The organism is Bradyrhizobium sp. Rc2d, assembly GCF_900099855.1.
In the GTDB taxonomy this organism is placed as follows: Bacteria; Pseudomonadota; Alphaproteobacteria; order Rhizobiales; family Xanthobacteraceae; genus Bradyrhizobium.
This window is the reverse complement of record NZ_FNCU01000001.1, coordinates 127,391-150,962: the sequence shown is the minus strand read 5'-3', so window position 1 is coordinate 150,962 and position 23,572 is coordinate 127,391. Positions and strand designations below refer to the sequence as shown.

At 57.1% G+C, this 23,572-nt stretch carries 18 protein-coding genes; 12 read left to right on the top strand and 6 right to left on the bottom strand.

From position 1 onward, the window contains the following. Positions 1-42: 42 nt before the first annotated feature. The 3 genes from BLV07_RS00640 to BLV07_RS00630 form a co-directional block, all read right to left on the bottom strand. Positions 43-1,509, bottom strand: coding sequence for an exopolysaccharide biosynthesis polyprenyl glycosylphosphotransferase (locus tag BLV07_RS00640; RefSeq protein WP_091878355.1), 1,467 nt, complete (start codon positions 1,507-1,509; stop codon positions 43-45). A gap of 166 nt (positions 1,510-1,675) precedes the next feature. Continuing rightward, positions 1,676-3,670 carry a hypothetical protein gene (locus BLV07_RS00635; protein WP_091878353.1) on the bottom strand — a complete coding sequence of 665 codons (1,995 nt, stop codon included), beginning with the start codon at positions 3,668-3,670 and terminating at the stop codon, positions 1,676-1,678. A gap of 116 nt (positions 3,671-3,786) precedes the next feature. Further along, positions 3,787-6,111: an AAA family ATPase gene (locus BLV07_RS00630; protein ID WP_091878351.1), complete on the bottom strand. Its 2,325-nt coding sequence runs from the start codon at positions 6,109-6,111 to the stop codon at positions 3,787-3,789. A gap of 539 nt (positions 6,112-6,650) precedes the next feature. Between BLV07_RS00630 and rfbC (BLV07_RS00625) the strand changes: the two genes are divergently transcribed. The 8 genes from rfbC (BLV07_RS00625) to BLV07_RS00590 all read left to right on the top strand — a co-directional run bounded on the left by rfbC (BLV07_RS00625) (position 6,651) and on the right by BLV07_RS00590 (position 15,062). After that, a complete protein-coding gene (gene rfbC, locus BLV07_RS00625; protein ID WP_091880197.1) occupies positions 6,651-7,208 on the top strand; it encodes a dTDP-4-dehydrorhamnose 3,5-epimerase in 558 nt (185 codons plus the stop codon). A 14-nt stretch (positions 7,209-7,222) separates the two neighbouring features. Continuing rightward, positions 7,223-8,281, top strand: a complete 1,059-nt coding sequence (rfbB, locus tag BLV07_RS00620; protein WP_091878349.1) for a dTDP-glucose 4,6-dehydratase — start codon at positions 7,223-7,225, stop codon at positions 8,279-8,281. A gap of 8 nt (positions 8,282-8,289) precedes the next feature. Then, positions 8,290-9,276, top strand: a complete 987-nt coding sequence (gene rfbD / locus BLV07_RS00615) for a dTDP-4-dehydrorhamnose reductase (RefSeq protein ID WP_091878348.1) — start codon at positions 8,290-8,292, stop codon at positions 9,274-9,276. Continuing rightward, positions 9,185-10,060: a glucose-1-phosphate thymidylyltransferase RfbA gene (rfbA, locus tag BLV07_RS00610; protein WP_091878346.1), complete on the top strand. Its 876-nt coding sequence runs from the start codon at positions 9,185-9,187 to the stop codon at positions 10,058-10,060. Before rfbD ends, rfbA begins: the two co-directional genes overlap by 92 nt. 252 nt (positions 10,061-10,312) lie before the next feature. Then, positions 10,313-11,476, top strand: a complete 1,164-nt coding sequence (locus BLV07_RS00605) for a DegT/DnrJ/EryC1/StrS family aminotransferase (RefSeq protein ID WP_091880194.1) — start codon at positions 10,313-10,315, stop codon at positions 11,474-11,476. A gap of 19 nt (positions 11,477-11,495) precedes the next feature. Beyond that, positions 11,496-12,494 carry an NAD-dependent epimerase/dehydratase family protein gene (locus BLV07_RS00600; RefSeq protein ID WP_091878344.1) on the top strand — a complete coding sequence of 333 codons (999 nt, stop codon included), beginning with the start codon at positions 11,496-11,498 and terminating at the stop codon, positions 12,492-12,494. A gap of 181 nt (positions 12,495-12,675) precedes the next feature. After that, positions 12,676-13,728 (top strand): NAD-dependent epimerase/dehydratase family protein, encoded by a 1,053-nt coding sequence (locus BLV07_RS00595; RefSeq protein ID WP_091880191.1) that lies wholly within the window; start codon positions 12,676-12,678, stop codon positions 13,726-13,728. Then, positions 13,725-15,062 (top strand): DUF4910 domain-containing protein, encoded by a 1,338-nt coding sequence (locus tag BLV07_RS00590; RefSeq protein WP_091878342.1) that lies wholly within the window; start codon positions 13,725-13,727, stop codon positions 15,060-15,062. Before BLV07_RS00595 ends, BLV07_RS00590 begins: the two co-directional genes overlap by 4 nt. Before the next feature lie 1,084 nt (positions 15,063-16,146). Here the strand turns inward: BLV07_RS00590 and BLV07_RS00580 are convergent. The 3 genes from BLV07_RS00580 to BLV07_RS00570 all read right to left on the bottom strand — a co-directional run bounded on the left by BLV07_RS00580 (position 16,147) and on the right by BLV07_RS00570 (position 19,074). Beyond that, positions 16,147-17,631 (bottom strand): apiosidase-like domain-containing protein, encoded by a 1,485-nt coding sequence (locus tag BLV07_RS00580; RefSeq protein WP_176945274.1) that lies wholly within the window; start codon positions 17,629-17,631, stop codon positions 16,147-16,149. A gap of 109 nt (positions 17,632-17,740) precedes the next feature. Beyond that, complete coding sequence (gene rfbC / locus BLV07_RS00575) at positions 17,741-18,271, bottom strand: dTDP-4-dehydrorhamnose 3,5-epimerase (RefSeq protein WP_091878335.1); 531 nt, start codon at positions 18,269-18,271, stop codon at positions 17,741-17,743. 65 nt (positions 18,272-18,336) lie between these two features. Further along, positions 18,337-19,074, bottom strand: a complete 738-nt coding sequence (locus BLV07_RS00570; RefSeq protein WP_091878333.1) for an SDR family NAD(P)-dependent oxidoreductase — start codon at positions 19,072-19,074, stop codon at positions 18,337-18,339. A 216-nt stretch (positions 19,075-19,290) separates the two neighbouring features. Here BLV07_RS00570 and BLV07_RS00565 point away from each other — a divergent pair, with 216 nt between their 5' ends. The 4 genes from BLV07_RS00565 to BLV07_RS00550 are packed head-to-tail and all read left to right on the top strand — an operon-like array spanning position 19,291 to position 23,542. Next, on the top strand, positions 19,291-20,586 hold the full coding sequence (locus tag BLV07_RS00565) for a class I SAM-dependent methyltransferase (protein ID WP_091880188.1): 1,296 nt from the start codon (positions 19,291-19,293) through the stop codon (positions 20,584-20,586). Further along, positions 20,583-21,380, top strand: coding sequence for a glucose-1-phosphate cytidylyltransferase (locus BLV07_RS00560; protein ID WP_091878331.1), 798 nt, complete (start codon positions 20,583-20,585; stop codon positions 21,378-21,380). Before BLV07_RS00565 ends, BLV07_RS00560 begins: the two co-directional genes overlap by 4 nt. Continuing rightward, entirely contained in the window at positions 21,377-22,030 is a 654-nt protein-coding gene (locus BLV07_RS00555) for a PIG-L deacetylase family protein (protein ID WP_091878329.1), read from the top strand. Before BLV07_RS00560 ends, BLV07_RS00555 begins: the two co-directional genes overlap by 4 nt. A 36-nt stretch (positions 22,031-22,066) precedes the next feature. Beyond that, complete coding sequence (locus tag BLV07_RS00550) at positions 22,067-23,542, top strand: lipopolysaccharide biosynthesis protein (RefSeq protein WP_091878327.1); 1,476 nt, start codon at positions 22,067-22,069, stop codon at positions 23,540-23,542. The last annotated feature ends 30 nt before the right edge of the window (positions 23,543-23,572 follow it).

Genomic DNA, 23,572 nt, shown 5'->3' with positions numbered 1-23,572 from the left:
GAAAAGGGATTTGCCGGGGTGGGCCGCCAAGAGCAATGCAACTCAACAGGCATTGCGGCCCCGCAAAACCTCAAGAGGAGTCCGCAGCAGGATCTCAAGATCAAGCCGAAGACTCCAATTGTCGATGTACCAGAGATCGTACTCCACACGTCTCTCAACCGTGGTCGCTGTAGGCGTTGGTCCACGGCAGCCATGGATTTGGGCCCATCCGGTCAATCCGGGTCTCACGCGGCGCCGGAAGGCGTATTTCCGGACGAGCTTGTCGAACTGTCCGTCGTGGGCCACGGCATGGGGGCGTGGGCCTACCAGAGACATGCTGCCGTCGAGGACATTCAACAACTGCGGCAGCTCGTCGAAGCTCGTTCGGCGTAGCCACCTGCCGACCCTGGTGATGCGCGGGTCAAAAGGCGTTGCCTGAACGACGACTGGTCCATTCTCGAGCACATGCATCGTCCGAAACTTTCGGATCGAAAATACTCGGCCATTGAAGCCGCATCTTTGCTGCTTGAAGAGGATCGGACCGGGAGAATCTAGTCTGATCGCGACCGCAGCTATCGCGAGCAATGGTGCAAAGACTGTCAAAGCAAGTCCCGCACCGATAATATCAACTATTCGCTTGCTGGCGCGCTCGATTGCAGTGAGGGGGCCGGGCTGGATCTCTACGCAAGCGGTACTTCCCAAGCTCCTCGTCGGATGTCGAAGCAGTTCGGATGCAGCGCCAACCGGGACGAACACGATAGGGAAAGGTAGCACCCTCAGGTCAGAGATGAAGGCACGAAGGTCGGCCCATCGTTCGGGATTGGCCTCCAGCACGATTTTATCGACCTCGGAATTACGAATATGTTCGATCACGCGGGAGCTGAGCCGTTTTCTGGAACCAGGGTCCGAGCCCATCGCGGGCAAACCAAAGCGGCCCTTAACGCGATAGCCGAGGACCGCGAGAGTCTCCGACAGGCCAGCATAAGCCGAGGGTGGCTGATCGGTGATCAGGACGAGATTCGTCCGAGCGAACCTCCTGCCACTGAAGCATCTTATCAGTAGTATCCTGGCAACGCACCGTTGCGTAACCAAAGATGCCAGGCCGAGTGCCGCAAATAGGAGGCCGGTACCTCGGAAGAACTGTGGATTGTCATCGAGCATCTCCACAGCGGCGACCAGGACATGCAACAAGATCCAGGTGAGGCAAATGGCGCGAACTTGGCCTCGGAGTAGGAGGAGTTCGGTCGGCCGATACAGTCCCCTGCCTTTCAGAATGTAGACAAAAGATACTGATGCTGCTGCCGCGTAGGCGCATGTCTGGGCTAGGCCAACTGGTGCCGGGCTGCCGGGCGAAAGAAGCGCGGAAAGGAAGCCGGCGAATAGAATGGTCGCGATATCGGCGCAGATCGCTACAAATTCGACAGAGTCGTACCGGACGGGCCATTTGCCTTCATCAGCAATGGACGATTGTGAGCTGAGGAGAGCTAGATCGCTCTCATGGTCGCCGATATGCCGGTTGATAAAATTCATGGCTAATCAACAAGGAACGCAGGAAGTTAATAATTCATATACTATAAATTTAAATAAATTAATCAACATGAATTCGTCGCGGATGCGATAAATTTAATCTATCCCGTTAAACGCGTTCGCGACATTCAGTCAGGACCGATCCGGGTGCGATCGGGTAGAGAAACGGCTATGGGCCTCGCGACCGCAACTTTTGAACGTAGCCTGGGTCGAGCTCCGAAATAGAGCTCTCGGCAAACGCCCTGCCGTCTGCTGAGGCCGACTGGTATGCGGTGGCGATGGCTGGCCGGAGTGCGGTCCGGCCGGTCATGGCAACTTTAAGATCGCGTCGGATAAGATCTCGAAGCTCAGGCTCCTTGATCGCAGCATCAGTGCCGAGAGCGACGGAAAGCCGTAGTGGAATAAGATCCAGCGCGTTTGGTGCAGTATAGTAGGACATCCTAAGTAAGCTTGTCGTGTCATAAGTCGCCGCGTGCTGCTTTGAAAGCACCGCAAGCATGAGCCAAACGTCGCCTCGAAGAGGTGAGTATTCCAGCACTGCGGAAAAGGAATTCAGGTCCGCGGATCGCCCGGTGTTCTGCGGGTCCGCAGCATTGTCAGACCTAAGGCCCACAGTTGCAGCGAATCCCGAGATCGTCGCGGCATTCTCGCGCGTGGATTGGAGCGCTGAGGCCTTGGCTTCGTTCGAACCGGCAACCGCTGAAACTGAGAGGCGATCACCAAAAGGCCAGCTTTGCGAGACCATCCACGCTGCTTGCGCAGCTAACAGCAATCCGATCACTGTCAGAGCAACGCGTGTCAGAGGCGATGGGGAAGCAATGGGGGTTGTAGGAATTCGTCGCGCTGCCGTGGTTCGGTCGCTGGCTTCCTGCATGAGCTGCCGCAACTCGATGGACTCCACGTCGCGGGCCGGACTGGACAGGCTTTGAGCAAAAGCCAGGCCGTAAACCGCCGCCACCAACAGTGATGCCCATAAATCGAAGAGGCTATTTTCGGCAAACGCCAGTATTGTCAACGATACAGAAGCGCCTGCGCCGACCGCCGGGTATAAGTAAGCGTGATTGCGAGACAGGGCGCGCGCGAACAAGATGCAGGCGCTGATGACCGCAACTATCAACAGGCCGCAGAGGAACGTACGTCCCATCTCGACCGCGACCGCGGCGGCAGCGGTCGGCCGTTCGCGCATTGCGAGCATGCCAACGTCCCCATAGATCGGCAGAAGCGCAACAAACGTGCCTGCGCCGGTTCCGATTGCGTGAGTGTCCTGCAGCATCCGCTCGGTTGCGGCCCGTGGTTGCGTCGATAGTGCAATCGTCAGGTCGGCATTTCGATTGATCGGAATGAAAGTGAAGGCGGCGACGAACAACATGGTGGCGGTCGCGAGAACGCCAACTCTGCCCCACATGCCAAAGAACAGTTTGCGAATAGCGACCACCGTGAGGATGGTTGTCGCTCCGAGCAGAACGGCAATCAGTGCGGTCCAGCCACTGCAAAGCGCGACTGCCGATAGGGAGACGATCAATGATAGAATTGCGCAGGTAAGCATGGCGAGCGGTCCTGCCGGCGAGCGAGGGGACCGTCTAGGCCGGCGCAGCTGGTCGACCGCGCGGATAGCCATTGCAGTGGAGAGAAGGACACCAAGTGCCGCCTCGGTCGAGCCCGTCCAGACTTGTTCGGCCGGCACTGAACCACTCGAGTTGCTTCTTCTCAATATCGAAAATATGCAGATGACAGCGGTGACCGATACAAGGACACTCAGAACCTGCGCCGCCCGCTGCTTGTCCAGGGTAACGACGGCGGTGACGAGGGCCACGGCGAGAACAAGGTTGTAATGTGATAGCGCCAGCATCGTCTCGCGTACATCAACTGAGAACCTGTCCGCGAGAGGTTGGTGTAGGGCTGCCGACGCCATCGCCCAGATCTGATTTCCGAGGCCGCGGAACGGGATCGGAACAACTTGCAATGCGATCCAAAGTACGGGTGCGGCAAGAGCCAGAATGAAGAGGGGCCGCAGAAGCTTCGCGAAGGATGCGAGGGTTGACGACGTGGAGAAGAGGCCGACGCCCAGTATGGCGGCCGCAAGAAAACCAGATAGCACCCCTGGACCCAGTAGGCTCTCGACCGCAGCCAAAGCCGGCGCAATGGCCGCAGGCACAGCGAGCATTGTAGACTGGACAACCATTTTACACCATCTCTGACTCTGACCCGCTCAAAACGGAGAGCATATTTGCAGAAGGCGCTGACTCCATTGTTTGGTCCGACGTATGTCAGAGGGTCATCCTAAGAGTCCGACAAGCCATACCTGACGTAGTGGCTGTCATCGTAGTAATCACTCCGGTGAGCGTCGTACCGTGCCATTGCCCTTATGTCGGTCTTGTTAAGAACAACGCCGATCAAGGAATCGGAGATGGTCGGCGCAGTATGCAGGGCATGCTGGACCACATCGATTTTCGTCCGTCCCCATTCGACGACGAGAACGTAGCAGTCGACCAACGACGCAGTGACGCGTACATCGACTAGGGGCGAGAGTGGCGGGAAATCCACTATGACGTAGTCATAGGTCTGCCGCAAACGATCGAATAGCTTGCTTATGTTCTCGGCGGAAAGAATCTCACTCGTGTGAAGCAGGGGCCCACGCCGGACGGCTGGCAGGAATGCGAGATTAGTCCTGGGATCGTGCCAGAGCGCCTCTTCGAGGGAGCGTTTTCCGTTCGCGACTTCGAGTAAGCCGAATGTAGCGTTTGGAGCCATGGCCGCAGAGAGTGAAGGGTTTCTGAGGTCGCAATCGACGACAATAGCGCGCTTGCCGCTATGTCCGATGAGGTGAGCCAGAGAGGCTGCAATCGTCGTCTTGCCTTCATTTGGCAGAGCCGACGTGATTCCGATCACCTGGTTCGACGCCTTCACCGGGGTGTGGTCTATAGCAAGCTTGATCGAACGGATGGCTTCCGTGAAGCGGGAGAGCGGCATTCCGATGACGGCTCGGTGAAGCGTCGGCACGTTTGACATCGTGTGTGATCGCAGATCTTCATCCGATTGCTGGGATCGGACGGTCGATTTCTGCGCCTTCGGAGATGACAGCAAAGGGACCAGCGACAGGCACGGCAGGTCTAGTGCGGCCTCTATCTGTGACGACGTGCGAAAGACTCTGTCCACAACATCTCTTAGAAGAGCCAAGCCGATCCCGAGTGCGAGTCCGGCGGCTAAGCCGAAGCCCAGCACCAACTTTGCCTTCGGCTTGCTTTTGCGCTCTGGCGGGGAGGCGGGAAAGATCACCCGTGTCTCCGAAATCGGAAAGGTCTCCTGCTGAGTCGCTCCCATGGAGTGTTGCAGAAACGCCTCATGCATGGCGCGCAGACTTTTCGCTCGGCTCTCCAGCTCCCGTATGGTTAGTTCTGCGGAGTTCGTCAGGCGCGATTGCGAGACGGCTCGACCAAGTTGCTTCTCGAGTTCCTGCTGCCGCTGCTGAGCAGCTTCCAATTCGTTTTTGCTGGTTTCGGCGAGCCTCTTAACCTCTTCGAGGATGGATGTGCGAATGTCGCGTATCCGCGTCCGCAGGTTGACAACTGCCAGATGGTCGCGGCCGAACCGGGCTGACCAATCGGCTTCGCGACGTGATAACTCGAGATACTGCTGGCGAAGCGTATTGATAATCGAGCTCTGGAGGACATCGGCGCTCGCCGCGTCAGGAGCGCTGATGGTGGAGGAGCCCGCTGCATTGGCGCGTAGGACCGCGTCGTAGCGGTTGAACTTGACCTGTGCATCCGAGGTCTGGGTTCGGGCAGCTACCAATCGGGCGTTGAGATCGTTGACGGGCTGTTCGTCGATCGATTTTCCGCCGGTCGAGACGATGTTGTTCTGAGACTTATATGCGCTCACGGCGCGCTCGGCCGTCAGTGCTTGCTCATTGAGGTTATGGAGACGTTCCTGCAGCCAACTGGCTGCCGTTCGAGTGGCCTCGAATTTAGCATTCATCTGGTCGTTGATGTACGCGTTAGCCACGGCATTTGCGATCTCCGCCGCCCGCTCCGCGCTGCTCGAATTGTAGCTGACCTCGATGATCTTGCTATATCCGATCCTGTACGCGGAGAGCCTATCCAACAACGCGGCGATCGCGCCTTCGTTAGGCACATCAGCCTTCGAAACGTGCTCCGGCTCCTGGTCGGGGTTTCGAATGCGATGCAGCAGCGAGCTGAAGGACCACCGTGTACTGGTAAGGTCCGGATCGTTGGCGAGATCCAGCTGCGTTATGACTGCCGCTGCAATTCCCCGCGACCTTATCATCTGCAGTTGCGTTTCGATTTGGGCCGCGTCGACGACGGGCTCCGGAACGAGTGATTGCTGCTGAACGAATTGAGCTCGAGGGTTCGACAGCAGAATCTGTACTTGAGCTGTGTAGGTAGGGGGAGCGAACCGCAGGTAGAGCATCGCGGCAGCGAATACGAGAGCCGCGGTGACGATGATCATAAGATATCGACGCCTTGCAAAGATGACCGCGAACTTGACGAGATCGCCGATTCCCCCGCCGTCGATTTGGTTGGACGGGGTCTGCCCGCCCAAAGGCAAGCGTGTTCTGTCGGTCTGTAGAAGATTGCTCTGAAGCATGGGGTACCTGTCTGGGTCGGGAGCACGTCGGTTTGGTCGCCCGCATGCGAGCGTTTGGTATATGATTTATTAAATGGAATATAACTCCGAAAAATATGATTGCCAAATTAAATATTATTCGGATATTAATTGGACGGCAGCCGCGGGAGGGGCCGCTTGGCCAAGGGCGGCGTCGCTGTGGCGCGCCGACGATAATCGACGGACAGAATTAAATGAGATTTGAGTTCTGGTGGTTAAAGGGTAGCCCGGCGGGACTGATCGTGAAGGTAAGAAGCGTGTCGGGTCTCCCCGATCATTCAACGACAGTCGAACGCCTTGAATGGGCCTCGTGTTTGCTGGCACGGCGAGGCGAAGCGAGTCGGCTCAAGGCCTCGAATTCCTCCCGCGCTGCGGACGCGCGGCATGTGCGAGCGCCCATCATGACGGTCCGAATGACGGCGGCGAGAGCAGTTTCGACGAGAGCAATTTCGATCGGTGCTTTGAAGACCTCGTTGCGCCTTTTTGGCGGGACTGAGCACCACGTACCGGAGGACGTTTTCATGCTGGAAGTACGGTGTTTAGAGATCCCAGATATTAAGATCATTCAAACGGATCGAGTATCCGACGACCGGGGTTACTTCTGTGAGACGTTTCGGCGATCTGCGTTCGCAGAGAAAGGGATTCTCGTCGATTTCGTTCAGGACAATCAATCCAGCTCAGATAAGGTTGGGACGGTCCGGGGCTTGCACTTCCAGCGACCGCCGTTCGCCCAGGCCAAGCTCATACGAGTGCTAAGCGGCGCTATTCTGGATGTCGTGGTTGATCTTCGGCGTTCCTCGGCGACCTTCGGAAAGCATATAGCTGTCAAGCTTGATAGCAAGACGGGTGAGCAACTGTTTGTCCCGAAAGGCTTTGCGCACGGTTTCTGCACGCTGCAGCCTGATACCGTCGTGTTCTACAAGGTCGACCAAGTCTACGCTCCAAGTCATGACGGAGGGCTCTATTGGGCCGATTCGGCACTGGCGATCGAGTGGCCGGTGACGACAGTCGAGGCCAAAATGTCGCCAAAAGACAGGTCCCTGCCCAGGCTGGACCAGCTTGCGGCCATTTTCGAGTGACGGAGAGCGGTCAAATGCGCGTTCTGGTGACCGGGGGAGCGGGATTTATCGGCTCTGCAGTGTGCCGCAGCTTGGTGCTGCAGAAGGGCGCCGCAGTGATCAATGTCGACAAGTTGACCTATGCGGCCAACTCAGCCTCGTTGGCGTCTATCGAGGGGCTGAAGTCATACTTGTTCGAGCAGCAGGACATCTGCGACCGCGAGGCCATGGATTTCGTGTTCAGCAGCTACCAGCCTGACGCGATCATTCACCTCGCAGCCGAGAGTCACGTCGACCGCTCGATCACCGGCTCGGCGGCTTTCATTGCCACGAATATCGTGGGCACCTACACGTTATTGGAAGCCGCCAGAAAGTACTATGAAGGCCTCTCGGTGCCACGACGAAAGCGGTTTCGCTTCGTTCATGTCTCGACAGACGAGGTCTACGGCTCACTCGGACTTGCCGACTACTTCCGGGAGGAAACCCCTTACCAGCCGAGCTCGCCCTATTCAGCGAGCAAGGCAGCCTCGGATCATCTCGCGCTTGCATGGTTCAAGACCTATGGCCTGCCGGTCATCGTGTCGAATTGCTCGAACAACTACGGCCCCTTTCAATTTCCAGAGAAGCTCATTCCCTTGATGATTCTTAATGCGATCGAGCGCAAGCCGCTGCCGGTGTACGGCAACGGCCGAAACGTACGCGACTGGCTGCATGTTGAAGATCATGCGGCAGGGTTGATCACGCTTCTGTCGGAAGGCAAGCCCGGCGAGAAATACAATTTCGGCGGCGATAGCGAACGCTCCAACCTCGACGTCGTTACCCAGATCTGCGACGTCGTCGACAGATTGTATCCCGGCCCGGCAACGAGACGATCGATGATTACCTTTGTGCCGGATCGTCCGGGACACGATGTCCGCTACGCGATTGACGCATCGAAAGCCCGCCGTGAGCTCGGCTGGCAGCCCACAAGGACGTTTGAGCAGGGCCTGGCCGAAACCGTCGCATGGTATCTCAGGAGCCGTGCCTGGTGGGAGCATGCCCGCAGCGGGGTCTATGACGGCTCGCGTCTGGGTCTCTTCGCTACACAACATTGAGGCTGCAGATGACGGAAAGGCCCATTTTGATTGCTGGTCGCAACGGTCAGTTGGCAACGTGTCTTCGTGACCTCGCGGCGCTGCACAGCATGCCCGTGGTCGCCCTCGGACGCAGCGAATTCAATCTGGAGGCCCATGGGGAACTCCGCCGAGCGATCGATCCGCTCGCACCGTCCCTAATCATCAACGCTGCCGCTTACACGGCGGTGGACTTAGCAGAGTCGGAGATCGCAAGGGCATTCAGCATTAATCGCGATGCAGCGGCCGCATTGGCCGATCTCGCATGGCAAATGAATATACCGTTCATCCACATCTCAACCGACTATGTCTTTGACGGCACAAAGCTGGATGCTTACGAGGAAAACGATGTTCCTGCGCCATTGAATGTGTACGGCGCGTCGAAACTGGCTGGCGAAGCGGCCGTTCTGGCGGCTCACCCCCTGGCAACGGTAATTCGCACTTCATGGCTATATAGTCCCCATGGCAACAACTTTGTTCGGACGATGCTGCGGCTCTGTGAAGCGCAAACGAGCGTCAGAGTCGTTCAGGATCAATACGGAAATCCAACATCCGCGCTCGACCTTGCTTCGGCGATCCTTCAGCTCTCGGGGCGGCTGCTAACCCACGATCGTAGAACCATGGCCGGCATCTTTCATCTTGCCGGACAAGGTGAGACGACTTGGCATGGGTTTGCCCAAGCGATTTTCGCCTTGCTCGCTCATCGCGGAATCCGAGTGCCTCAGCTTGAGGCGATTGCGAGCGAACAGTACCGGACCGCCGCGCGAAGGCCACGGAATTCGCGCCTCGATTCATCCAAGGCCGAGCGCGTCTTAGGCATTCGATTGCCGTTATGGCCTTGTTCTCTCGAAACCTGTCTCGACCAACTCGCGGAAGGTGGAATCGATGCTGAAAGGAATTGTGCTGGCTGGCGGCAGCGGAACTCGACTGTATCCAATCACGAGAGCGGTCAGCAAACAGCTACTGCCGATCTATGACAAGCCGATGATCTACTATCCATTGTCGACGCTGATGCTGGCGGGCGTGCGCGAGATTCTTATCATAACCACGCCTTCAGACCGGTGTCAGTTCGAGCACTTGCTGGGGGACGGCAGTCAATGGGGAATTAGGCTAAGTTACGCGGAGCAGCCGCGCCCCGCCGGTCTCGCGGATGCGTTCATTATTGGCGCCGACTTCATCGGCGGCGATCGCGTTGCGATGGTGCTTGGAGATAACATCTTCTTCGGCGACGGCTTGAGCGAATTGCTCGCAAGGGCTGCCGAGCGTGAGGAAGGTGCAACGGTCTTCGCCTATCACGTGCGGGATCCGGAGAGGTATGGCGTCGTTACATTTGATGAAGCCGACCATCCGCTACGAATTGAGGAGAAGCCGAAGCAGCCGAGCTCGAACTGGGCGATCACGGGTCTCTATTTCTTCGACAACAACGTCGTGCGCTACGCACGACGCGTCAAACCGTCGTCGCGCGGCGAACTCGAGATCACGGATCTGCAGATGCGCTATCTTTCGGCCAAGAAGCTCCATGTAGAGCGGATGGGGCGAGGGTTCGCCTGGCTCGATACAGGCACGGTGGAATCGCTGATCGATGCGGCGATGTTCGTGCAGACGCTCGAAAAGCGACAGGGGATGAAGGTTGCCTGTCTGGAGGAAATTGCCCTGAGACAGGGCTTCATCGATCGCGATCAAGTCGCCGCGCTCGCCGGGCCCTTGGAGAAAAGCGGCTACGGCAAGTATCTGAACGAAGTCTCGCATTTCATTCGATAAAGCCAGTCTACCGTTCGGAGCCGGCCGCAGATTGGGGGCGCAAACTTTGCGCTGTCCAAATAGTCCCTACGGGAATTTCCAATGGCTGGCATCGGACTATTTAATCCGGTTTCGCGGTATGTGTGCCGTTCGAAAATACGCGGTCGGCGTTTCGTTAATTGCGGTTTTATTTTTGCTATTTATGATTTGATTTAAATGAAATGATGCGATTAAATTGGTTTGGGTTGTTCGACAGCGAGCATGGTAACCGATTTGATACCCTTCTTGGACTTGAAAGCACAAACTCGGACGGTTGGATCGCAAATCGACGCTGCGATCGCGCGTGCCATTCGAGACGAACGGTCCACGTGGAGACGTGAAGCGCGCGCTTTCGAGAAGCGCTTCGCGGATTACTGCAACGTCGCTTGCTGCAGCGCCGTTAACAGTGGCGCATCAGCGCTCCGTCTCGCATTGCTGGCTGCTGGAGTGGGGCCGGGCAATGAGGTGATCACGGTCTCGATGAATTTTGTTGCGGCGACGGCCGCCATTATCAGCTGCGGTGCAACACCTGTCTTTGTGGACGTTGATCCAGTTACCTGGACGATGAACCCTGCTCTGATCGAGGCTGCGATTACGAACAAGACGAGGGCGATCCTGCCGGCCCATCTGCATGGGCTCATGGCGGACATGGATCCAATCATGTCAATTGCCCGCCGCCATGGTCTCTTTGTAATCGAGGACGCTGCGCAGGCGCATGGTGCTGTGTACAAGAGCAGGCGTGCCGGCTCGATCGGAGATTTCGGCTGCTTCAGCTTCTATCCCGACAAGAATCTCGGGGCCCATGGCGAGGCCGGAGCAGTTGTTACCGATCAGCCGGAACTTGCGCGACGCGTGTCCTTGCTCCTCGATCGAACGCAGGAGGACCGCAGTCATGTTTTCGCAAGATGCGATGATCGAATAGACGAAGTTCAGGCAGCAGTACTAAACGTAAAGATCGAGCACATCGAAGCCTGGACCGAGGCACGTCGATCGATCGCAGCACAGTACGATCGGGAATTGTCCAGTTTGGCACTTGCCCGTCCGCGGCCACCCAGCCACAGCCGGCACGTCTATCATATCTACGCCCTTAGGCTTCTGGATCGCGATCAGGCTCTTGCCATGCTGGGCCGCGCGGGGATCGGCGTTGGCATTCATTACCCCGTTCCGATCCACTTACAACCGAGCTACGTAGAACTTGGATATCGCGTCGGCGATCTGCCTGTAAGTGAGAGGCTTGCGCGTGAGTTTCTATCGCTTCCCATTTATCCCGAGCTGTTGCCGGAGCAACCGGGCATTGTTGCCGCCGAAGTGAGAAAGGTCGCGACACAAGAGACGCGAATATTCCAAAGCAACTGGGCATTTCAGGACAAAATGCCTCGATATGGCCGATTAGCCTAGAACCAGGAGAGCGGTCAGGATGGATCTCAAGGGCAAACGCGTTCTCGTTACCGGAGGCGCCGGATTCATCGGTTCGCATATCGTAGAGTTGTTGTGCGACGAAGGTTGCGTCGAGATCGTCGCGCTCGACAATATGACGACCGGCCGACCGGAGAATCTTAGGAAGTCGCTTAATCGAGGACCCGTGCGATTGGTCCGCGGCGATTTGCGCGACACCAAGTTGGTCGAAGCGCTTGTAAAAGGAGCCAACATCATCTTTCACCACGCTGCACCATGCAGCGCCCATTGCATGGCCGAACCGCGTCTTGCCATGGAGGTCATGGTGAACGGTACCTTCGACCTGCTTGAACTTTGCGTCAGGTATGACGTCGAGAAGCTCATCGCCGCGTCTTCCGCTTCGGTGTACGGCGCGGCGGAGGAATTTCCGACGACGGAGCATCAGAACCCATATGGAAACCGTACCGTCTTCGGAACAGCGAAGCTCTGCACTGAAGGCCTGCTCCGCGCTTATAACGATATGCATGGTCTCGACTATATCGCATTGCGATATTTTGACCTGTATGGCAGCCGAATGGACGTGCACGGTCGATACGCCCAGATGTTGATCCGCTGGATGGAAGAAGTGGAGGCTGGAACGCCGCCGGTGATAGTTGGGGACGACCAGCAGACCTTGGACTTAGTGCATGTCCGTGACGCAGCCCGCGCAACCATCCTTGCTGCGAGGGCAAAGGTCAGCGACGAGGTGTTCAACGTGGGGAGCGGCATCGAAACAAGCCTGATGCAGCTTGCTTCAGCCTTGGCTTCCGTTATGGGCCATGACGGCGTGCTCCCGCAAATCGCACCCGAGCACTCGATCAATCCTGTACCGCGCCGCGTGGCGTCGACAGGCAAAATGGAACGTCTGCTAGGCTTCCAAGCCACGGTGCCGCTCGAACTCGGACTGACGGAGTTTGTGAAGTGGTGGCGCTCTGAACAAGGACTTGCGACCGCGCGGCAACGGCAGGCTTTGGCTTCATGAGTCCTCTTGCTGTGCCACAACATCCCGCGAAGAAGCCGTGCGTGCAGCCATCCTGGCACTGCACTTTGCGTGCTCGAGGCGGTCTTCCCGATAGGAGAGCCGGCGCTTGACCGGGCGCAAGCCGAAACACCGAAGCCGGGCAGGATTTCATTCATAAAATTGAGTGCGATGGAGAATGGCAATGCGAGTTCTTGTAACAGGTCATCTTGGCTACATCGGCACGGTCTTGACGCCAATGCTGGTCGGCGCCGGCCACGAGGTGGCTGGAATGGACAGCGACATCTACTCCCGGTGTACATACGCTGCCGGCGGTAGCATTCTCGAGGTCCCGACGATTTGGAAGGACGTCAGAGACGCGGAGGTTGCAGATCTCGTTGGCTTCGACGCTGTGCTGCATCTAGCCGCGCTCTCCAACGATCCGCTCGGTAATCTGAGGCCTGAACTGACTGACCAGATCAATCATCGCGCAAGCGTTCGCATGGCCGAGATTGCGAAACATGCCGGCGTACGTCGTTTCGTGTTCGCCTCTTCCTGCAGCAACTATGGAAAAGCCGGCGAGGAAATGATCGATGAGACCGCCGCGCTCAATCCTGTGACGGCCTACGGAGAATCCAAGGTAGCTTCCGAGCGTGATATTTCGGCGTTGGCCGGCGACGGGTTTTGCCCGGTGTATCTGAGGCCAGCGACAGCGTACGGAGTCTCACCGCGGCTGCGCTTCGATATTGTCCTGAATAACCTTGTTGCATGGGCGTTTACGACAGGAAAAATTCACCTGAAATCGGATGGCTCGCCCTGGCGGCCGATCGTTCACATCGAGGATATTTCTCGAGCTTTCATAGCCGCATTGGAGGCGCCTGCCGAATCTGTTTTCAATGAGGCATTCAATGTCGGTCAGACCGCTCACAATTATCGAATTCGGGATCTAGCCGAGATCGTCGCGAGTGTGGTGCCGAATTCTACGGTAGAGTTTGCGGAGGATGCGAGTCCAGATGAGCGGTCCTACCGAGTGAGCTTCGAAAAGATCCGTTGCAACTTGCCAGGATTCCAGCCGCGCTGGGACGCTCGCATGGGCGCCGAACAGCTTTACAGGGTCTATCGTTCGTCAAATTTGACGTTGGAGGAATTCGAAGGCCCGCGATATCAACGCATCGGCCATATTCGGAAGCTGCTGGCCGAGGGAGTTCTTGATGCCGATTTGCGCCGCATCAAACTGCACCTTCAAGTCGCATCATGACTGGTGAGTTGACGGTTGGCGAAAGGCTGGTCGGGGGAAACCCCGGCGAGGAGATATTTGCCTTTGCCGCCAAGATATATCCGATCTGCCGCAGTATCACTGGCGATGGGGTGCGGAAAACGCTGCATGCGATGCGCTCTCACATCGACCTCGATATCCACGAGGTTCCGACCGGAACGGAGGTGTTCGACTGGGTTGTCCCGCCGGAATGGAATATCCGCGCGGCGTATATCCGCGATCAGCGAGGGCGCAAGATCGTGGATTTTGCCGAGTCAAACCTCCACGTCATGAGCTACAGCATTCCGGTCCATCGATGGATATCATTGTCGGAGCTCAAGCAGCACGTCTACACACTGCCCGACCAACCGGACCTCACTCCCTACCGAACCTCCTACTATGCCGAGAATTGGGCATTTTGCATGCCTCATCGACTGCTCGAGAGCCTCAGCGACGGGCGGTACGAGGTGGTCATCGACTCCGATCTTTCTAGCGGTTCCTTGAGCTATGGCGAATATTTGCACAAGGGCGAAACTGACGAAGAGTTCCTGCTTTCCGCCCACATCTGCCACCCGTCGCTGGCGAACGACAACTGTTCGGGCGTGGCGCTCCTGACGCATCTTGCAAAATGCATGGCGGGTCTACGGACCCGATGCAGCTATCGATTTCTGTTCGCGCCAGGAACCATCGGTGCAATTACGTGGCTCGCTCGCAACGAGGACCAGGTGAAGCACATCAAGCACGGGCTCGTGGTCTCGATGGTCGGTGACGGCGGTGGTCCGACCTACAAGAAGAGTAGGCGAGGAGACGCCGAGATCGACAGGGTCCTTGCTCACATTCTTCGGCATTGCGGCCTGAAGCCGACGATCCTTGATTTCTCGCCATATGGCTATGACGAGCGGCAATACTGCTCGCCCGGCTTCAATTTGCCCGTCGGCCTCTTTCAGCGCAGTCAGTTCGGTCAGATTCCACAGTATCACACCTCAGCGGACAATCTTGATTTGATCGCGCCAGATCACCTGGCGAAGTCCTATCGGATCATCGCCGAGACGATCGATATCTTGGAAAACGACATAGTTTATCGCAACACAAACCCCAAATGCGAACCCCAATTAGGGCGGCGCGGACTTTATGGAACCATCGGAGGCGACAAGGACGCTGCAGGTGCCAACATGGCCATGCTCTGGATCCTCAATCTTTCAGATGGGAGGAATTCGCTATTTGACATTGCTGAACGTGCCGATTTGCCGTTCGCGCTAGTGCGAAAAACAGCGCAGCTATTGCATCGAAACGGCCTCCTGGCGCGACGTGACGATGAGAAGCCGCGCACGACCTGAGTCTTGCAAGAGCACGTCGAAGGACTTTCTTGGGTGGTGTCCGCGAAGTAGCTCTTGCCAGACGACGATACGCGCGATGTCAGGTCAAGCGGCTTGAAGTGGTGGAGATGGCCGCACTGATGCGGATCCCAGGGGAACACAATCCGGCCGATTCAGGAAGTCGTCTCGTAATCTGCGCGAATGCTCCGGGAGGAAATCGGAATATCGGCGACTCCCGCCCGAATGTCTGTGGCGCGCATGTTTGGGGATGTGAGTGTTGCGACGCAGCGCGTAAGCCGCATAATTGACGCTGGTTGCCAGTTTCTCGATATTTCCCTATGTTCATCCTGCGACGACACGCCGCAAGTGCAGATTGAATTCGTCTTTTCAGCAGTTTCAGCCACAATCATTTGACGAGCGATTGTCTGAATTCACGGTGGCTGTGATGGGCAGCACACCATCCATTGCTTCCGCCGTTGTCGACTCGCTGCCCGACGGAGTGCCGTACTTCCTCATAGCTCCCAAGAGCATCTCGTTCCTTCGCCACTCGGCAAGGTACAGAGATCATTTCACCAATGACCTTTCGATCGAAGCATCCAACAAGCAGGATGTCGTTCTGACGATCGAGCGGCTTCGTAGCACACATTCACAAGCAGAAAAGCAGACGCGCTTTACTTTGTGCAGAATGAGGAGCTGGCGAAGTTCGCCAGGACCATCGTCCAAGAGCTGAGTTACACGGGCCACATCGATGCGAGACTGCACGCCACGTCCGGAGAGATTTTTCTAATTGAGGCGAATCCCAGATTCTGGGGCTCTCTCGCCGAGGCGACCTCGGGCGGCTTGGATTTCGTCCGGGCGGGGATTTGCATCTCGATGGGACTTGAGAGTCCCGATCCAACCACGATCTCTGAGGTCATCGTACCTTCGGTAGGGAGGATCTTGGCAGAAATCGCAACGTTCAAGCGGCCCTACTCGCGATTGAATCCGGTCGAACGAAACCGCCTGCGACGTACGATACGCAGCCGCTTCCGGGAAGTGCTGCGTCTCGACTCTTGAATTTGGCGCCGCGGAGGACGGAGCGCCGCGGCCCCGCCAAATGGGTCGGCTAGTCTTTTTCAGGGTTGGTTTCGATCACCAGAACCCAGTCATCGTCGCCGGCGCTGTTCAGCCCCGGTGGAGAAAATTCGCGAACTCCTGTGTTTGCGAGAGGAGACTTGGCGGCTGGACGATAGGTGGCGCTGGTTGGATCGTACCAGCGGGCTGTGGCAGGGGCAGCTAGTTTTGACATATCGATCGTTATAGGGCGGTTCTTCGGCAAATAGCTGACCACGAGCGAGCCGTCCGCCGTGCGCGCGGTTGGGGCATAAGTGTTGGTCGCTATCGATCCAAAATGCGTGTACCGCTTGAACCTGGAGAAGAGCCTTTGGACCGCTGGCTGAACTCGGTAGCTGCCGAGATAAGCAGCAAGCCTCCCGACATGTTCAGAAAGCGCGTCGTAGCCGCTTGTTGCGACGGTATGCGTCTGGTCGGGAACGAGATCGTACCACCTTCGATGAGCGAATAGTTTGCTCATATAGCCCAGCTCTACTACTCCTCGCGTGTCCAAATCCGCCTCCCAACCCTTGTCGAAACGCCAGGCGCGCGATCCATAAAGCTGACCGGTCGCCCCGCTTAGCATGGTCCAATATTCCTGCTTTCGCAGGGTCTTCGCTGTTCCTCCATCCGTCTCGGCATTGTGCTCAAACTCATAATTTGCTTCGGCCAGAAAAACGGGCTTGTGATTGGCGCGATTGTATTCGCTTAATACCTGCGCGTAGGTGGGGAAGTACGTATATGCGGCACTCAGATCCACCAGCGATTGCCAGCTTGGATCATCCAGCGACCCGCTCGTTAGGAAATTCAGCTCCACGGTTTGGAGGTGGTTCGGGTCGGTATCCCGGATGCCCCGTGCGACAGCCCGCACGAGCGCATCATCATCACTGTCTTGCCACGATTGAAAGTCGTTGCCATGCATCCAGACGATGTTTGGGACGTCTCGATAGCGCTCTCCCAGGTATCGGCCATACCTGTAAGCGTTCGCGACGCCATTGACGTGCAAGGTGCGCAGCCACCCTATAGTTTCGATGGGATCGAGGATCACCACCATTCCGAGATCTTCGGCATGGCGGATGATGCTCTCGGCCCGTTGAAAAAAGGCCGGATTCGGTGTTGTGAGATCGTTCGCTACGACGAACGGAACAATGCCGTCGGGCGTCGCGCCATCCGAGCTGCACCCGAGCGCCTCGTTGCAAAGCAGATTTATCCATAGCGCGTTGATGCCATACGCCGCACGATTGGCTATGTACGCCGCGGCTTCCGCTTCCGACAATTTGCCGATGATATTCTGGGGTGAATCGCCGACGATGAGGAATGGCCTGTCGTTCCGATCGACGAGATAGCGATTTCTGGCACCAACCTTAAGCGGAAAAGCTGGCTTGGCGACAATTGCCGCGGAGGCTGCATCCGCATTTCGTCCCTCAACATCGATCGCAAGCGCGTCGGCGCCAAACGAAAGAAGAGTCCAAGCGACGAGAAGCGCCGGCGCTGTCATGCGCGTCCGTCTCGAGGTGCAGACCAGGAGCCGCCGTTGCGGCGCCCCCGTTGATGGGGCCGTCCCGATCATGCTCGCGTATGCCGATTGTTGTTCACGGCTTCCATCGCTATTCGGAGAAAGAGGGCCACCGCAGGTCTCTCTCGGAGATTTCCGTGACCGGCAACGGCCATTCAATTCCAAGCGCGGGATCGTCGTAGCGGATGCCACCGGCAAATCCCGGCGCATAGCGCGTGGAGATCAGATAGCTCACCTCTACCTCATCGCAGAGGGTTTGAAATCCGTGGGCGAAACCTTTAGGGACGTAGAGTTCACGGCAGTTTGTTGATGAGAGCTCAAACGTCTGCCAGCGGCGAAAGCTAGGGGAATTTTGCCTGATATCGACAATGACATCCAGAATTGCGCCCCTTGTGCAGCGTATCAGCTTTGCTTCGGAGTGAGGCTCGCGCTGAAAGTGAAGCCCACGCAGTGTGCCTCTCCGGGCGGAGTACGAGATGCTGTGCTGCGGATATTGAATCTCAAGCCCACGTTCGGCAAAGGCATCCACGCAAAGGGTACGAGCAAAGAATCCACGGTCGTCGCGCGCGGGTTCGAGCTCAATAATGTGGGCGTCCTTGAGCGTCGTTGGAATGAATCGCACTGGCTTTCTCTATTCATATACTGCCGGAATTTCACGATAGTGGCGCGAATAGCGGAGCTCGTCGCTCAGGTCTTGGTCATCGGGCGGATATGGATGTCGGTGACCTCAGCCGTGCGAGGCAGGAGCAGGGCGTTCATGACGACAGACGCAACGTCGGACGGCTGCAACAGAAGCTCGGGTCGATAGGTCTTGTCCTCGATTCGGTGGATCCGTTCCTGCATGTCAGTTGCCGTCCGCCCCGGATATACGCTGAGTACCCGGACGCCATACGAATTGATTTCGCCGCGCAGGCTGTCGGCGATCGCCCTGAGAGCATGCTTGGTTGCGTCATACTGGGCGGTCATCGGCTTGGCCGCAACGCCGCTGCTCGAATTGATGAATACGATCTGTCCCTCCCGATCCTTCAACATGGGCAGGAGTGCCTGCGTGAGGGCCAAGGGAGCGCGAACATTGGTATGGTAGAGCTCGTCAAAATCCGAGAGACCGCCGTCCTCGACCAAACCAGCATTGTGCAGCGCGGCACTGTGTATCAGAAAATCGAGGCGATCGAGGTTGTGCGTGAGGAATTTCGTTAGCTCCAGTTGGCCGCTCGAGAGCGAGAGATCGGCAGGATGGCAGACAGCTCTCACGCCCATGTCGCGCGCTTTTGAAGCGACTGACTCCAACGGCTCCAACCTGCGACCGACCAGATAGAGCCCAGCTCCTTCGCGCGCGAGCGCAAGGGCGATCGCGGCACCGATTCCGGATCCTCCTCCAGTCACCACCGATGTCAGGCCTTCGAGGCTGCGCTTTCGCGGTTCCATACAGTTCAACCCGGGCGATGCATAAAGCGGAAACGTTTGCAGTTAAACGAGCATAATTTAGATGATTTTGATATTGATTATAATAGTTGATTATTTATTTCATTTAAAGTAGGTATATATTATTAAAAATCGGCCCGGGCAGGGGTGCGGCAACAGTTTGCCGGGCAAGTCCTGGCTGGACCTATGCGATTTGTCACCGCGAATCGGATTATCACCATGCATGCCATTTTCAAGGAAGGCGGAACGAGCCACCGGGGCGCAGCGCCATATGGATGTTGCCGCCTATGTGGCGCACCTTTGGCTACGACCTTCGTAAACCTGGGGATGTCGCCGCTGTGCGAAAGCTTCTTGTCCGCCGGCGAGCTCGACAAGATGGAGCCCTATTTCCCACTCCACGCGCTCGTTTGCGACGAATGTTTCCTGGTTCAGCTTCGCGAGTATGTGCAGCCAGCAAACATCTTCAGCGAGTATGCATATTTCTCCTCATACTCGACCTCATGGGTGGAGCACGCTCGTCGGTATTGCGAGATGGCCGTGGCGCGGTTCGGGCTCGGACCAACCAGCCAGGTGTTCGAAATCGCGAGCAACGACGGATATCTTCTTCAGCATTTCCTGCCGCTCGGTGTGCCCGTTATTGGCATCGAGCCGGCGGCCAATGTCGCCGAAGCAGCCCGCCACAAGAACGTTCCGACCTTGGTCGAGTTTTTCGGGCTAGCGTTGGCTCGTCACCTCACATCGCAGGGCCAGCGCGCTGATCTCATCATAGGAAACAATGTTCTAGCACAAGTCCCCGACCTGAACGACTTTACGGCCGGAATGGCCCATCTCTTGGCTCCGGAGGGCGCCATTACACTGGAATTCCCGCACCTTGAGCGGCTCATTGCCGAGAACCAGTTCGACACCATCTACCACGAGCACTTTTCGTATTTTTCTCTCCTCACGATTGATCGCCTCGCGCAACGGCACGGCCTGCGAATATTCGACGTTGAGCAACTCGGCACGCACGGCGGATCATTGCGGGTTTATCTGTGCCGTTCAGATGCGACGCACGGGCGCTCTGCGCGTGTGGATGCGCTTCTGAGACATGAACGGGAGATCGGGTTCGAGGACATCGAAAGCTATGCGCGATTCGCTCGGACTGTTCATCGCACAAAACGTCAGCTCTTGTCCTTCTTGATCGGATGCAAGAAGAAGGGCGCAAAAATATGCGGGTATGGAGCGCCAGGTAAGGGCAATACGCTACTGAACTACTGCGGCATCGGTACCGATTTCCTCGATTTCACCGTTGATCGCAATCCGTACAAGCATGGGCGATACACGCCGGGGATGCACATTCCAATTCACCCAGTATCGGCGATCGATGAACTGCGGCCAGACTATTTGCTGATCTTGCCATGGAATCTGAAGCACGAGATCGTCGAGCAGATGCGGCACGTTACCTCGTGGGGGTGCAAGATGGTTGTGCCGATACCCGATGTGCAGGTGGTCGAGCCACGGGAGTTCGCAATATGAAGGTCGTGCTGTTCTGCGGGGGGCTCGGCACTCGCATCCGCGAATACTCCGATAGCATTCCAAAGCCGATGGTGCCGATCGGTCATCAGCCGATCCTGTGGCACGTCATGCAGTACTATAGCCAGTACGGGCATCAGGATTTCATCCTTTGCCTTGGATACAAGGCAAATGTGGTCAAGGACTACTTCCTGAACTACAGGCAGACCGCAAACAGCGACTGCACGGTGTCGAATTTCGGGAAGAAGGTCGAGATATTGGGCGAGCGTCCGCCGGATTGGCGGGTATCGCTGATGGACACGGGGATCTGGCGCAATATCGGGCAGCGTTTGATGGCAGTTCGTCATCTCGTGGAGAACGAAGAGATTTTCCTGGCGAATTACAGCGACGGTCTGACCGATGCCTACTTGCCCGATATGATCGACCGCTTCAGGAAGAGCGGCAAGATCGCCGCCTTTATCGCCATCCACCCACCGGTCAGTTTTCATCTTGCTGAATTTGACGAGGAAGGCGCCGTGCGGCGGATGCGGGCCAGCCAGGAATCCGACGTTTGGATCAACGGAGGATATTTTATTTTTCGTAGTGCGATTTTCGATTTCATCCGGGAGGGTGAAGAGCTCGTGGTTGAGCCTTTCGAACGGCTGATCGAATGCGGACAACTGATGGCCTTCAGACATGAGGGCTTTTGGCGCGCCATGGATACGCTGAGGGATCGGCAAGTGCTCGAAGAGATGACCGAGCGCGGGCAAATGCCTTGGCGGCTCGATGGCGGAGCTCGGGCCGCGGTAGCACCATGAAGGGATTGCAGCTCGTTCCGCCCGGCGAGCGTTTGTCGGTGCTGTGCCTGGGCGCCCATGCCGACGATATCGAAATCGGCGTCGGCGGAACCTTGCTTGGCCTGATTGAAAGGGGGGGGCCGCTGGACGTGCACTGGTGCGTGCTCAGCGGCGCCGAGAGCCGCGAGCGCGAGGCCAGGGCTTCCGCCGCCGAGTTCCTCTCCGGGGCCTCCACCGCACGAATTGAGGTCATGAAGTTTTCCGACGGGTTCTTTCCCGAACAAGGCGAGCTTATCAAGTCGTGGTTCGAAGACTTGAAGGGACGCGTCCAGCCGGACTTGATCTTTACGCATCGAGGCGATGATGCGCATCAAGATCATCGCGAACTCAGCCGGTTGGCATGGAACACCTTCCGCGACCATGTCATCCTTGAATATGAGATCCCGAAGTGGGACGGGGATATGGGGCGGCCCAATCTTTACGTCCCGATTTCGGAGAAGACGCTGCGGCGAAAGATCGCTCTGTTATTGTCTCATTTTGGCAGCCAAAGGTCGAAGCAGTGGTTTGATGCCGAGACGTTCTCAGGAATGGCACGGTTGCGGGGAATGGAATGCCGCGCACCGGAGAGGTACGCTGAAGCCTTTTGTGCGCGCAAGTTGACTCTGGTCTGAAGAGGCAAAGTGATTGCGAGGCCGGAGGAACGATAAATGGACGACGTAAAGGCAAAGGCTGTCCGTGGCGGCCTTGCAAAGGTCTGCGGCCAAACCGTGAGTTTCGCTCTTCGAATCATTTCTGTGGCGATCTTAGCGCGCCTGCTCGACCCCGGGGAGTTTGGGTTAGTCGCGATGGCAACCGTCGTTACAGGCATCTATGGATTATTCACCACCGCAGGCCTTTCGTCGGCGACTGTCCAGCAGGCAACGATCACCGATGAACAGATATCGACCTTATTTTGGATCAACATGGGGATCGGGTTGCTGCTCGCCGCCCTCTGCGCAGCGAGTGCGCCGGCTCTGGTCAGCTTTTATCACGAACCGCGACTCTTCTGGGTCACTGTTGCCATTGGCACGGGGTTTGTCCTCAACGCTGCGGGTGTGCAGCACTCCGCGCTGCTTCAGCGCGAGTTGCGCTACGTCACGCTGACAATTGTTGAATGTCTCTCCCAAGTGGGAGGCATGGTGGTTGCCATTGGCATGGCTTTCGCCGGCTTCGGCTACTGGGCGCTGGTCGCGGGCGCGATCATCTCGCCGGCGATCAACACAGCTTGCATGTGGATGGCGACGGCTTGGATCCCAGGTGCGCCACGTTGGGGAAGGGCTACTCTTCCGATGCTGCGGTTTGGCGGGACCATTACCCTGAATGGGCTCGTCGTCTATGTCGCGTACAATCTCGAAAAGGTTCTTCTTGGCCGGTTCTGGGGCGCCGACGCTCTCGGGATCTATGGCCGCGCATATCAACTCATCACCATCCCAACAGACAATCTCAATGGTGCGGTTGGTGGTGTTGCGTTCTCGGCGTTGTCGCGCCTCCAGCATGATTCTTTCCGCTTGAGGAACTATTTTCTGAAGGGCTATTCACTGGTCGTTTCGCTGACCATTCCTCCGACTATTTTCTGCGGCTTGTTTAGCGAAGATATCGTCCTGGTCCTTCTTGGGCCGAAATGGCTGGAGGCGGCAGTCATCTTCCGCTTGCTGGCTCCGACGGTCTTGATATTCGGGATGATCAACCCGCTTTCGTGGCTCCTCTTGTCTGTTGGGCTCCAAGGGCGGAGCTTGGCGATTGCACTTGTGATCGCTCCGCTGGTGATCTCGGCCTACTTTGTCGGCCTGCCTTATGGCCCCAAGGGCGTTGCAGTAGCCTATTCGGCTGCGATGACGCTGTGGGTGATCCCGCATCTTGCTTGGTGTCTGAACGGAACGGCGATTTCGCTATCGGCTCTGCTGTTGGCGATAAGCCGTCCACTTCTTTCGGGCGTTGTGGCCGCGCTGATCGCGTACGTCGTTCAGGTCCAAATCGAAGGCTGGGGCCTGCCGCTGATGAGAGTGCTCATCGAAGGTAGTGTAATGCTCAGCATATATTGCTTGATGCTCTTTTTGGTAATGGGGCAAGGAGCGTTCTATTTCGGTCTTCTTGCTGCGCTGAGGAAGTCTTCACTGCCTGAGGGAACGGCTTCATTGGGTTGAAATGGGTATGGTCGTTAAGGGAGCCAGACG

Bases quoted from the DNA above. Each gene is read 5' to 3' on its own strand.
- BLV07_RS00640 (WP_091878355.1), bottom strand. From the start codon at position 1,509: ATGAATTTTATCAACCGGCATATCGGCGACCATGAGAGCGATCTAGCT.
- BLV07_RS00635 (WP_091878353.1), bottom strand. From the start codon at position 3,670: ATGCTCGCTGTGCCTGCGGCCATTGCGCCGGCTTTGGCTGCGGTCGAG.
- BLV07_RS00630 (WP_091878351.1), bottom strand. From the start codon at position 6,111: ATGCTTCAGAGCAATCTTCTACAGACCGACAGAACACGCTTGCCTTTG.
- rfbC (WP_091880197.1), top strand. From the start codon at position 6,651: ATGCTGGAAGTACGGTGTTTAGAGATCCCAGATATTAAGATCATTCAA.
- rfbB (WP_091878349.1), top strand. From the start codon at position 7,223: ATGCGCGTTCTGGTGACCGGGGGAGCGGGATTTATCGGCTCTGCAGTG.
- rfbD (WP_091878348.1), top strand. From the start codon at position 8,290: ATGACGGAAAGGCCCATTTTGATTGCTGGTCGCAACGGTCAGTTGGCA.
- rfbA (WP_091878346.1), top strand. From the start codon at position 9,185: ATGCTGAAAGGAATTGTGCTGGCTGGCGGCAGCGGAACTCGACTGTAT.
- BLV07_RS00600 (WP_091878344.1), top strand. From the start codon at position 11,496: ATGGATCTCAAGGGCAAACGCGTTCTCGTTACCGGAGGCGCCGGATTC.
- BLV07_RS00595 (WP_091880191.1), top strand. From the start codon at position 12,676: ATGCGAGTTCTTGTAACAGGTCATCTTGGCTACATCGGCACGGTCTTG.
- BLV07_RS00590 (WP_091878342.1), top strand. From the start codon at position 13,725: ATGACTGGTGAGTTGACGGTTGGCGAAAGGCTGGTCGGGGGAAACCCC.
- BLV07_RS00580 (WP_176945274.1), bottom strand. From the start codon at position 17,631: ATGACAGCGCCGGCGCTTCTCGTCGCTTGGACTCTTCTTTCGTTTGGC.
- BLV07_RS00570 (WP_091878333.1), bottom strand. From the start codon at position 19,074: ATGGAACCGCGAAAGCGCAGCCTCGAAGGCCTGACATCGGTGGTGACT.
- BLV07_RS00565 (WP_091880188.1), top strand. From the start codon at position 19,291: ATGCATGCCATTTTCAAGGAAGGCGGAACGAGCCACCGGGGCGCAGCG.
- BLV07_RS00560 (WP_091878331.1), top strand. From the start codon at position 20,583: ATGAAGGTCGTGCTGTTCTGCGGGGGGCTCGGCACTCGCATCCGCGAA.
- BLV07_RS00555 (WP_091878329.1), top strand. From the start codon at position 21,377: ATGAAGGGATTGCAGCTCGTTCCGCCCGGCGAGCGTTTGTCGGTGCTG.
- BLV07_RS00550 (WP_091878327.1), top strand. From the start codon at position 22,067: ATGGACGACGTAAAGGCAAAGGCTGTCCGTGGCGGCCTTGCAAAGGTC.